Origin of the sequence: Marinomonas sp. IMCC 4694 (genome assembly GCF_008122525.1) — a bacterium.
GTDB lineage: Bacteria > Pseudomonadota > Gammaproteobacteria > Pseudomonadales > Marinomonadaceae > Marinomonas.
The window spans coordinates 1,978,116-1,989,666 of record NZ_VSRV01000001.1; the positions used below are offsets into that span (position 1 = coordinate 1,978,116).

Here is an 11,551-nt window from a genome sequence, read left to right on the forward strand (position 1 = left end):
TTAATTTAAAACCCGTGAAATTTTCGCACCCAGTGAACCGAATTTTTCTTCGATACACTCATAACCACGATCTATGTGATAAATACGATCTATTTTTGTATCTCCTTCCGCGACCAAAGCAGACAATACCAAGCTAGCCGACGCGCGCAAATCAGTAGCCATAACAGGCGCACCTTTCAAACGCTCACAGCCACGCACAATCGCAGTATTTCCTGTTACTTCAATATCCGCGCCCATACGTAACATTTCGTCTACATGCATGAAGCGGTTTTCAAAAATATTCTCAATGACTCGACCAACGCCATTTGCCACGGAATTTAGAGCAACAAACTGCGCTTGCATGTCCGTAGGGAAAGCTGGGTACGGAGCGGTACTGATGTTCACCGCGTTGGGGCGACGACCTTCCATATCGACTTCAATCCAATCATCACCGCAGGTAACTTTTGCTCCAGCCTCTTCCAGCTTTGACAATACCGCCTCAAGCGATTTCACATTCGTATCGATCACTCGAACTTTACCGCCTGTAATGGCCGCTGCAACTAAAAAAGTCCCTGTTTCAATTCTGTCTGGCATTACTGGATAACTGGTCCCATGAAGTGCTTCAACACCATCAATGATAATAGTATCTGTGCCGTGACCGGTAATTTTCGCTCCCATAGCAATTAGGCATTCTGCTAAATCGACAACTTCAGGTTCACGAGCCGCATTTTCAAGTACCGTTTGCCCATCCGCCAGAGTGGCCGCCATGAGTAAATTTTCAGTCCCTGTCACGGTCACTTTATCAAAGAAAATTCGAGCTCCTTTCAAGCGACCATCCACTGTCGCAACAATATCGCCACCCTCTACATCAATGGTTGCGCCCATCGCCTCTAGGCCACGTAGATGCAAGTCAACGGGGCGACTGCCGATAGCACAACCGCCCGGTAGAGACACGATCGCTTTACCAAAATGACTGACCAGAGGCCCAAGCACAAGAATGGACGCGCGCATCGTTTTAACCAAGTCGTATGGGGCTTCACAATTGTTCAAGGTTGACACATCGAGCTGCACGCTCATTTTCTCATCGACAACCACACCACAACCCATCGAACCTAACAGCTCCAGCATGGTAGTAATATCGTGAAGATGAGGAAGGTTTTTAATGGTGATCAGTTCTTTGGTTAACAAGGTTGCGGCCAGAATGGGCAAGGCTGCATTTTTTGCACCAGAAGCACGAACCACACCGTTAAGCCGAGTACCACCGGTAATCAAAAGCTTATCCATATTTTTAATCTCTTATAGTCGCTATTACAGCTTGCTTATTTGGTCTGGCGTGTAGGTTTTCATGGTGACCGCGTGGATAACACCACTGGCAATGGCCTCTTGTAAATGCGAGTAAACCAACTGCTGTCTTTTAACGGTTGATAAGCCTTCAAATTCGCTAGACACCACCCTAATTTGAAAATTACAACCTTCGCCTTCAGCAAGGACTTCACAATTGGCAATCGAGGTTTCTAATAGTGCTTTCACTTCACCTGCGTTCACAGTCGCTCCAATAGATATAATGAACTTAATGTGCATTATTCTACATGAGTAAAGCCAACTACTTAACACTTCAAACGCTATCAGAGTCTAAAAAAACACTTGTTTCCGTAATTTTAATCACGGCACGGCGTTTCCACTCGCATAAAGCAAAAATCCGGCAGCAAGAGAATGGCGCCGGACTTTCAAAGATAACGAAACAGCACGTGAGGCCTCTAGGATTTCTTGGCGAGCGAATCCCTCCAAGCACTGATGGCCAACTCAATGTCGTTTTTATTCTGCTCCATCATCACGCCAAATTGCTTGCGAAAGGTAAGCCCAAAATTGATATTATTGATGACTACATTACTCAGCAACCAATGTCCTTCTTCTGCTTGCTCCATAAAAAATGAAATATTAAGCAGCCCACCGGCCGCCATCTCGAAATCGACATCCACTTTTGTTTCTTTACCTCGACCCTGCGGGCCCAATGGCAAGATATTAATACGATCAGCATCAAGCTCCAACAAGGAGGAACCATAGGTATTTAACAAAGTATCTTTGGTGACACTCGCAAAACGAATGCGCTGCTCAGGCGAAGCTCGACGATAATACTTACCCATGACTTTTTTGGCAAAATCATCAAAATCAACAACACCCTCTAATATATTACTCACTCTTTCTTCTAACAGAACAGGGTTTGTCGACAACATCACCTTATCCATTACAATATCGTTGCGAAAAGCATCCACCACCTTGATCACGGTGTCTCGGGCATCTTCGCCATCATCCGACCAGGCAAAGCTGACCCCGAACAATGCAAACACAAACACAACAGCATATATAATGTTTGACATACACTATTTCTCCGCATCGCTAGACTTGAATAAAAACTGGCTAATCAAGGTTTCCAAGACCAATGCTGACTGCGTATCATACAGCTCATCCCCATTACCCATCATATCTTCATCAGCCCCGATGGAGATCCCCAAATACTTTTCGCCCAGCAACCCGCTCGTTAAAATAGCGATCGAGCTGTCGGTTGGAATATTATCTGAGCCAGCGTCTATGTTCATTGTCACCAGCCCCATATAAAGCTCTTTATCCAGCACAATCGACTCAACACTGCCAATGGTTACGCCAGCGATGGTAACCTTAGCTCGATTGGTTAACCCTCCAATATCATCAAATCTGGCAACGATTTGGTAGGTGTCTTTTTTTCCAGCAAAGGCAAGACCACTTACCTGAACCGCCAGATATACAAAGGCTAAAAAACCCAAAACAATAAAAGCCCCAACAAACAGCTCAATACGTTTACTTCTCATTCTAAAAATCTCCAAACATAGCGGCAGTTAATACAAAATCCAGCGCCAAAATAGCCAATGAGCCCAAAACAACAGTACGAGTAGTGGCTTTACCAATACCCTCAGAAGTCGGCACACATTCATACCCTTGATAAACCGCGATCCACGTCACCACAATTGAGAAGCACACCGCTTTTATAAAACCATTTACAATGTCCGTATCTAAATAGACAGATTGCTGCATCAATGACCAAAACGCGCCATCATGTACCCCTAGCCAACTCACTGAAACAACTAGCCCACCAATAATACCCGTTGCAGAAAAAATTAAGCTCAGCAATGGTAAGCAAATGACACCGGCAATAAATCTAGGGGCAATAACACGGCGCAGAGGGTCCACTCCCATCATCTCAAAGCTAGACAACTGCTCTGTTGCTTTCATTAAGCCTATTTCAGCGGTTAACGAAGACCCCGCCCGACCTGCAAACAACAAAGCCGTCACCACCGGACCGAGCTCTCGCAATAAAGCCAAGGCCAATAACTGACCAACCGCTTCTTCAGAACCAAATTTCGCCAAAATGCTGTACCCTTGAAGAGCCAGTACCATGCCGATAAAAGCCCCTGATACCACAACAATCACCAACGACAAAACACCAACAGAATACAGCTGCTTAACCAACAAATTGATCGCTTCGTTGAGCCTAACTGGAGCGCGAAAAATACTCTGTGCCAGAAAAACCCCCGCACGACCCACTGCTTCAAGCCAGTCGAGAAACGCACTGCCTAACCATTGAATGAATCTCATTGTGCCGCCTTAAGACATTCAGCGTCTTCTGGGTAATGGAAAGGGACAGGGCCATCAGGATCGCCATTCAAAAACTGCTTCACTTCTGCGTTATCGGAAGCAAGAATCGCCTCTGGCGTTCCTTCGGCAATGACACGACCTCCAGCTAAAATACAAACGTGGTCAGCAATAGATAATGACTCTTGTACATCGTGCGACACCAGCACAGAAGTAATGTTTGATTGTGCATTAAGTTGACGAATTAATTTAACTAAAACGCCTTTAGAAATGGGGTCTTGACCCGTGAATGGCTCATCATAGAGCACCAGCTCAGGATCCAGGGCAATGGCTCTTGCCAAGGCAACACGACGCGCCATCCCCCCCGATAACTCAGAAGGCATCAGCTTTGATGCGCCACGTAAGCCCACACTGTGCAGTTTTCTCGCCACGATCTCAGCGATGGTTTTTTTATCTAAAGTGGTATGTTCTTCCATAGGAAAGGCGATATTTTCTGCCACAGACATATCACTGAACAAGGCCCCGCTTTGAAAAAGCATACCCATTTTTTTTCTAACCTTATAAAGCTCCGTTCTCGATAAGGTATGCACATCTTGGCCGTCAACAAAAACCGTACCCGAATCAGGCGCGAGTTGAGCCGCTATCAATCGTAACAGCGTGGTTTTACCGGTCCCGCTTGGCCCCATGACCGCAGTAATTTTACCCCGCGGAATAGTAAGTGAAACATCGTTATAGATGACACGACCTCCACGGTAAAAACTCAAATTCCGAACTTTTATGTAAGCATCTATCACTGACACACCTTTTATCCCTTAAAAATATTCGTTGATACTACCATTGCACTTGGGTAAAGAAAATCACGGCACGGGGATATCCATTTTGTTTATGAGATCAAACCTTGAATTTCAGCGTCAAACCTCTTTAAATAGTACCTCCTATTTTTATGAGTCTTATCAATACCATGCTGCTGTTTTCAATTGCCCTGATTGTTGGGCTAATTTTATTGGTTATGAGTTCCGACAAATTCATTGAACATTCCGCCCTTGTTGCTGAAAAACTCCATGTGAACCCCATGATCATTGGCATCACACTGGTAGCATTCGGCACCTCCGCCCCTGAAATGGTAGTCTCGGCCATCGCCGCCCTCGACGGTGCACCAGAAATTGCCGTAGGAAACGTATTAGGCTCTAACATTGCTAATATCGCGCTGGTTTTTGGTATTACCTTGCTATTTTCATCGATTCCCATTGCAAAAGGTCTCTCCACCAAAGAGGTACCACTCGTACTGGCCATTACCTTTCTGACCGGCGTTTTACTGTTTGATCAAGTGCTCAGTGTTTGGGATGGCATTATGCTTATTGCCGCATTCGTGATCATATTGACCATTCTTTTAAGGGGTAGCAAAGACTTAGAAAGCGAACTCAAAGAAGACTTACCCGAAAACGATGGCACAACGGTCAGTAAATCGCTTGCTATTGCCGTCGTTGGCTTAGTCGTTTTGATTGGAAGCTCCAAACTGTTAGTGTGGGGTGCCGTGGGTATAGCAACCGCTTTAGGGGTCAGTGAGCTGGTGATTGGCTTAACCATTGTTGCCGTTGGCACCAGCCTGCCTGAATTGGCGGCGTCCGTTAGCAGCGTAAGAAAAGGCCACCATGACATTGCCATTGGCAACATTTTGGGCTCTAATATTTTCAATTTAGCGACGGTCCTGCCGTTGCCGGCTATTATTGCCCCTGGTTTAATCAATCAAAGCGTAGTTATTCGAGACTTCCCATGGGTACTGGGTCTTACCGTGGCACTTGCCTTGGCTATTTATTGGTTTAAGAAAACCAAAGAAAATTGCATACCACGCTGGGTGGGGGTGCCGCTAATAGCATCCTATGCGGTTTATCTTTTCATTGTCAGCACAAGTGGCTCAGCGTAATGCCAATACACACAAAATTCTTTACCATTAAAGCGCTGCTTGTATCAGGTACAACGGCGCTCGTACTAAGCGCTGTTTTTTGGCTTGGCACATCGCCAAAACAGAACTTGGTGGCAACTGATTCACTCAGCACTTCTCCAGATTACTTCATCACACAAGTAAAAATCACCGCGTACAATACAAACGGAGAGCTAGTTGAAACACTGAATGCAAAACAGACTTTACATTACGTAGCTCAATCAAAAACTCTGTTAGAATCCCCCAATATTGAACGTTTTTCTGAAACAGGTTATTGGAATGCAAAAGCCGACAAAGGCATTATCGACGATGGCAGCAGTGATATTTTGCTCACTGAAAATGCCCAAGCGATTAAAAAATACCGACTATCAGAAAACATTCAGCTGGTGGCCGATAATGTGCACTATTTAGAGCAAGACCAATCACTCATCAGTTATGGCAATGCCATGCTGATATCAACTCAAGGTGAGACTTCTGCAGGCAAAATAACCACTTACATTCACTCAGAAGACGTCTTGATGACAGGATCTGTACGAGGAAAATATGAAACCATTCGTTAATATTAGTGCCTTAGTCGCCGTGGCACTGTTAGGCTCTCAAGCTTACGCACTGCCAGAAGACATGAGTCAACCGCTCGAAATTCAGGCCGATGAAGCTGCTTTTGATCAAACCTCTGGTGAAGCTATTTACAAAGGCAATGTCTTCGTAAAACAAGGTACGATTGAAATACAAGCCCAGTACCTAAAAGTATCAACAGATCCGCTGACACGGGCGTTCAATCGCCTAGAAGCGACAGGAAAACCCGCCAAGTTCAGCCAGCAAGTGGACTGGAGTGGTAACATGGTTATCAGTCAGGGGAATGAAATACGTTACTCAACCCATGACTCTACACTTGAAATTCTCGGCGAGAGTTATTTGAGCCGCATGCAAAACTCCATTACTGCGGACTACATTCTCTACATGATCGCAGACGGCACTTTCAGTGCCGAGAAAAAAACCACAGGCCGCGTCTTTATGACATTACAACCCCAAGCACCTGAGGCAAAAAAATAGATGGCACGCTTAGAAGCAAAAAATCTCGCCAAAAGTTATAAAAAACGCCAAGTCGTAAAAGACGTCTCTATAGCCGTTGAGTCTGGCGAAGCGGTAGGCTTACTTGGCCCTAATGGTGCCGGAAAAACCACCTGCTTTTATATGATTGTAGGCATGGTCGCCAATGACGCTGGCGGTATTTTCATTGATGGGCAAGACATCACCCATAACGCCATGCACACACGCGCCCAAAAAGGCATTGGCTACTTACCACAAGAAGCGTCTATTTTTCGCAAAATGTCAGTTGAAAATAACATCTTAGCCATTTTAGAAACCCGTAAAGAACTGAACAAAACGCAACAAAAAGATCGCCTAGAAAGCTTACTTGAGGAGTTTCACATTACCCACATTCGTCATAATTTGGGTATGGCCTTATCCGGTGGTGAAAGGCGTCGTGTTGAAATAGCAAGAGCCGTCGCTATGAACCCAAAGTTCATATTGTTAGACGAACCATTTGCAGGGGTTGACCCCATTTCAGTTGGTGATATTAAGCTCATTATTAAACATCTTCAACAAAGTGGCATTGGTGTGTTGATCACCGATCACAACGTTCGTGAGACACTGGACATTTGCGATAAAGCCTACATTGTGGGTAATGGCTACATTATTGCCTCGGGCGACGCTGAGACGGTGATCAATAACGAACAAGTAAAAAAGGTCTATTTAGGCGACGACTTCCGTCTGTAACCCCTTATCATTGCTGGAGAAAGGGAGTAGTATGCACAACTCGTTCCAATTCACTCAAACAAAAAGAGTTGCTCTATGAAGCAGTCTTTGCAATTAAAACTCGGTCAACAGCTGACCATGACGCCGCAACTGCAACAAGCCATCCGTTTGCTGCAGCTTTCCACGTTAGACCTTAAACAAGAAATACACGAATTCTTAGAGTCAAACCCATTGCTTGAACTGGATGACGACGAACATCATCATGATGCGCCCGCCAGTATCGAATCTAAAAGCGCAGCCGATACCCCCCTTGATGCACCAAGCGAAGAGCCTCGCATCGAATCAGAGTGGACCGAAAGCATTCCGGAAGAGTTGTCCATAGACAGCAGCTGGGATGACACCTACCAAGGATCGTCCGCCGCAATCAGTGACAACAACAGTTACGAAGGAGACGGTGATTTCGAAAGTCGCAACGCCCCTGCTGAGAGCATTCAAGATCACCTGATATGGCAATTAAACCTGACCCATATGTCAGATCGGGACATTGAAATCGCTTACGCTATCATCGAATGCGTTCAGCCGGATGGGTATCTTAGCATCACTCCTGAGGACATTTGGGAATCTTTGGGAGCTGAGCTTGATGATTTAGATATTGAAGAAGTCATCGCAGTACAGCATCGCTTGCAACGTTTCGACCCCGTAGGGGTTTGCTCTATTGATCTACGTGACTGTTTACTGGTGCAATTAGAGGCCTTTAATACGCACCCCTTATACAAAAGCACACATAACCTAATCGATCATTATCTGCCATTATTAGGCAATCGAGATTTTGCACAACTTAGCCGAAAAACCAAACTCAAAGACGAAGCACTTAAAGAGGTTATCAACCTCATTCAGCAACTAAATCCACGACCGGGTTCCGTGATTGACGCTGACGATACTGACTATGTCATTCCAGATGTGTCTGTTAAAAAACGCAATAATACCTGGCAAGTTGAACTTAACAACGACGCCTTACCGCCTGTAAAGATCAATGAAACTTATTCAGCGATGGCCAGCACAGCAGCCACACCAGAAGACGCGAGTTACATTAAAACTTCGCTTCAAGAAGCCAAGTGGTTTATGAAAAGCTTACAAAGCCGCAACGAAACCCTACTAAAAGTCGCCAGCTGCATTGTCAGTCGTCAAATTGATTTTTTTGAACTGGGCGAAGAAGCGATGAAGCCCATGGTTCTACACGATGTTGCCGAAGAAGTAGGCATGCACGAGTCGACCATTTCTCGAGTCACAACACAAAAATACATGCACACGCCCAAAGGTATCTTTGAGCTCAAGTACTTCTTCTCAAGCCACGTTAACACGGCTTCAGGCGGAGAGTGTTCATCCACCGCGATACGAGCTATGATCAAAAAATTAGTCGCTGATGAACCTGCAAAAAAACCGTTAAGCGACAACAAACTGGCCGCAATACTGGCCGGTCAAGGCATACAGGTTGCTAGACGAACTGTGGCAAAATACCGCGAGGCGATGAACATCCCTCCGTCCAACGAACGAAAACGACTGATCTAAACGGAAACCATTTTATCATGTCCTTGAAAGCCTTATTAAAAGCAGATCTTGTTTTAGCGCAACAAGATATTGTGAGCAAAAAACGTGTTCTTGAAACGCTTGCCGACATCGCCTCAAACCGACTTCACTGCAACAACGAAGCCATTTATGACGCGTTGCTTGGACGAGAAAAACTCGGAAGCACAGGGATCGGCAATGGCATTGCCATCCCACACTGTCGACTCGAATCAGCGAACCATACCGCCATTGTCATCATGTCACTGCAAACGGCAATCGATTTTGATTCGATTGATAGAAAACCCGTTGACCTTATTTTTGCGCTGATTGTGCCGCCCAATGAATGCGACCAGCACCTTGCGACCTTAGCACAAATTGCTGAATTAGCTCAGTCTCCCGAATCACTAAAAAAACTGCGTTTGGCTCAGTCAAACGAAGATCTATTTACTGTATTTAGCGCACTACTATAGGAAAAGAGCATGCAGGAAAAGTCCACTACTATTATTAACAAGCTTGGTTTACACGCTCGGGCGGCTGGCAAACTTGTAGAAACAACATCTCGCTTTTCTTGTGACATTACCATCGAGAAAGAAGGGCGAAATGTAGACGGTAAAAGCATCATGGCTATGATGATGCTAGCGGCAGGCAAAGGCACAGACATAATTATTAAGACGAACGGTGACGATGAAGAAGACGCCCTTAATGCTGTTATTGAATTGATTCACAATCGCTTTGGGGAAGACGAGTAGCACCACTATGTCAGAGCAAAGCACGCTTAATCACCTTCAGACCGTCACCGAATCGCTTGAATCCGGTGCCACGATGCAGATCCGTTATTTGCTTAACGGCGCTTTGCCTGCGCAAGATGTTGCTCGGTTATTAGAATCTTCCCCGCCCAAAGAGCGCAAACTGCTCTGGGAATTGATAGAAGCCAAAAACGAAGGCGAAGTACTGCAATATCTGAGTGAAGATATTGGTGTCCAGTTCATGAAGAACATGGACACAGAACGACTTATTGCCGTTTCTGAACACTTCGAAAGCGATGATCTCGCCGATTTACTTCAACATTTGCCAGAGACGATCGTAAAAGAAGTACTTGCTTCAATGACGACTCAGGACAGAGCCCGAGTAGAAGCGCTATTAAGCTACTCAGAAGATTCTGCCGGCGGCTTGATGAATACGGACACTATTACCATACGTCCGAACATCACTATTGACATAGTATTTCGCTATTTACGCAGGCACAACACACTACCAGATATGACCGACAGCCTGCTTGTTGTCAGCCGCTCAGATCGTTTACTCGGCATACTGCCACTGACCAAACTTCTGGTATCCGATGTCAACGCCACCGTGCGAGACATCATGGAAACCGAATACACCGTTATCCAAGCCGAAACCCCAGCCAATGAAGTGGCACAACTGTTTGAGAAAATGGATCTGGTTTCGGCCCCTGTCATCGACGGGGTAACAAAAAAATTACTAGGCCGAATCACGATTGATGACGTGGTTGATGTCATTCGAGATGAAGCGGAACACTCTATGCTAAGCATGGCGGGCCTAGATGATGATGAAGATACTTTCTCGCCCATCATGAAAACCACGCGGCGCCGAGCCGTTTGGCTTGGCATTAATTTGATTACGGCTTTTATTGCTTCCTATGTGATTGGCCTGTTTCAAGACACCTTAGATCAAGTGGTGGCTCTGGCCATACTCATGCCTATTGTGGCCAGCATGGGCGGTATTGCTGGGTCTCAAGTGCTGACTTTGGTGATACGCGGAATCGCCTTGAACCAAATTGGCTCAACCAACACTCGATGGCTCTTAAACAGAGAGCTCATCGTAGGGTTAATCAACGGCATATTATGGGCAACCGTCATTGCAGCACTCACCGCACTTTGGTTTGACAACATCAAAATTGCCTATATCATTGCGGGCGCGATCATAATAAATCTGCTATTTGCCGCCACCACTGGTACACTCCTGCCCATTTTATTAAAAAAACTGGGTATTGATCCTGCTCTTGCAGGCAGCGTAATTTTGACCACCGTGACCGATGTGGTGGGGTTTCTCTCCTTCCTTGGTCTCGCTACTATCTTTCTAATATAGGTTCCCATGACAAACTTTGATCAATTTGAACACGAAGAAGACATCCCAAAAAGTAAAACTCAGATCAAGCGTGAAATGGAGGCTTTGCAGGATCTAGGCAAAAAACTACTTGGGCTGAGCAAAAACCAACTTAAAAAAGTCGATATGTCAGACACATTAAGAGAAGCCTTTGTTGAAGCGGGTCGCATCAAACAAAATGAAGCCATGCGAAGACACCTTCAATACATCGGCAAAGTCATGCGCACAGAAGACCATGAAGCCATTGCACATCGCGTTGCACTGTTTGATAGCACGTCTGCCGCCTATAACAAACTGTTTCACCAGCTAGAAATTAAACGCGACGCCTTGATCGGTGAAAACGCCAAAGAAGAGCTGTCGCAGTACTTAGAAGAAAACCCTAATATCGAAGAAATTCAGTTATTAAGACAGCTTATTAGGCTCTCTCAGAAAGAAGCATCACAACAAGCCAACACGACAAATCGTAAAAAATTATTCCGATTCTTACGAGAAATAGAAGAAAAAAGACTGGGGCTAAAAGAATAACGTTTTAATTCGTTTTGCATCGTCAAA

15 protein-coding genes are annotated in these 11,551 nt (G+C 45.3%); 9 read left to right on the top strand and 6 right to left on the bottom strand.

The features are described 5' to 3' along the window. The 6 genes from murA to FXV75_RS09035 form a co-directional block, all read right to left on the bottom strand. Positions 1-1,263 (bottom strand): UDP-N-acetylglucosamine 1-carboxyvinyltransferase, encoded by a 1,263-nt coding sequence (gene murA / locus FXV75_RS09010; RefSeq protein ID WP_148832681.1) that lies wholly within the window; start codon positions 1,261-1,263, stop codon positions 1-3. Between the two features lie 24 nt (positions 1,264-1,287). Then, entirely contained in the window at positions 1,288-1,524 is a 237-nt protein-coding gene (locus tag FXV75_RS09015) for a BolA family protein (protein ID WP_148832683.1), read from the bottom strand. A 212-nt stretch (positions 1,525-1,736) separates the two neighbouring features. Beyond that, positions 1,737-2,357, bottom strand: a complete 621-nt coding sequence (locus FXV75_RS09020) for a phospholipid-binding protein MlaC (RefSeq protein ID WP_148832684.1) — start codon at positions 2,355-2,357, stop codon at positions 1,737-1,739. Between the two features lie 3 nt (positions 2,358-2,360). Continuing rightward, positions 2,361-2,825, bottom strand: coding sequence for an outer membrane lipid asymmetry maintenance protein MlaD (gene mlaD, locus FXV75_RS09025; RefSeq protein ID WP_148832686.1), 465 nt, complete (start codon positions 2,823-2,825; stop codon positions 2,361-2,363). 1 nt (position 2,826) lies between these two features. Continuing rightward, positions 2,827-3,609 (bottom strand): lipid asymmetry maintenance ABC transporter permease subunit MlaE, encoded by a 783-nt coding sequence (gene mlaE / locus FXV75_RS09030; RefSeq protein WP_148832688.1) that lies wholly within the window; start codon positions 3,607-3,609, stop codon positions 2,827-2,829. Continuing rightward, positions 3,606-4,406, bottom strand: coding sequence for an ABC transporter ATP-binding protein (locus tag FXV75_RS09035; protein WP_410428245.1), 801 nt, complete (start codon positions 4,404-4,406; stop codon positions 3,606-3,608). Before FXV75_RS09035 ends, mlaE begins: the two co-directional genes overlap by 4 nt. Before the next feature lie 143 nt (positions 4,407-4,549). Between FXV75_RS09035 and FXV75_RS09040 the strand changes: the two genes are divergently transcribed. The 9 genes from FXV75_RS09040 (at position 4,550) to yjgA (ending at position 11,524) form a co-directional block, all read left to right on the top strand. Then, a complete protein-coding gene (locus FXV75_RS09040) occupies positions 4,550-5,530 on the top strand; it encodes a calcium/sodium antiporter (RefSeq protein ID WP_262368514.1) in 981 nt (326 codons plus the stop codon). Further along, a complete protein-coding gene (lptC, locus tag FXV75_RS09045; RefSeq protein WP_148832690.1) occupies positions 5,530-6,108 on the top strand; it encodes an LPS export ABC transporter periplasmic protein LptC in 579 nt (192 codons plus the stop codon). The genes FXV75_RS09040 and lptC overlap by 1 nt, the downstream gene beginning before the upstream one ends. Then, positions 6,092-6,601, top strand: a complete 510-nt coding sequence (lptA, locus tag FXV75_RS09050; RefSeq protein ID WP_148832691.1) for a lipopolysaccharide transport periplasmic protein LptA — start codon at positions 6,092-6,094, stop codon at positions 6,599-6,601. Before lptC ends, lptA begins: the two co-directional genes overlap by 17 nt. Further along, positions 6,602-7,327: an LPS export ABC transporter ATP-binding protein gene (gene lptB, locus FXV75_RS09055; RefSeq protein ID WP_148832693.1), complete on the top strand. Its 726-nt coding sequence runs from the start codon at positions 6,602-6,604 to the stop codon at positions 7,325-7,327. A 75-nt stretch (positions 7,328-7,402) separates the two neighbouring features. Continuing rightward, complete coding sequence (locus FXV75_RS09060; protein ID WP_148832695.1) at positions 7,403-8,875, top strand: RNA polymerase factor sigma-54; 1,473 nt, start codon at positions 7,403-7,405, stop codon at positions 8,873-8,875. Between the two features lie 17 nt (positions 8,876-8,892). Then, a complete protein-coding gene (locus FXV75_RS09065; protein ID WP_148832697.1) occupies positions 8,893-9,342 on the top strand; it encodes a PTS sugar transporter subunit IIA in 450 nt (149 codons plus the stop codon). A 9-nt stretch (positions 9,343-9,351) separates the two neighbouring features. Beyond that, complete coding sequence (locus FXV75_RS09070) at positions 9,352-9,621, top strand: HPr family phosphocarrier protein (protein WP_148832699.1); 270 nt, start codon at positions 9,352-9,354, stop codon at positions 9,619-9,621. Positions 9,622-9,628: 7 nt separating this feature from the next. Next, positions 9,629-10,981 (top strand): magnesium transporter, encoded by a 1,353-nt coding sequence (mgtE, locus tag FXV75_RS09075; protein WP_148832701.1) that lies wholly within the window; start codon positions 9,629-9,631, stop codon positions 10,979-10,981. A 6-nt stretch (positions 10,982-10,987) separates the two neighbouring features. After that, positions 10,988-11,524 carry a ribosome biogenesis factor YjgA gene (gene yjgA, locus FXV75_RS09080; protein WP_148832704.1) on the top strand — a complete coding sequence of 179 codons (537 nt, stop codon included), beginning with the start codon at positions 10,988-10,990 and terminating at the stop codon, positions 11,522-11,524. Positions 11,525-11,551 lie beyond the last annotated feature (27 nt).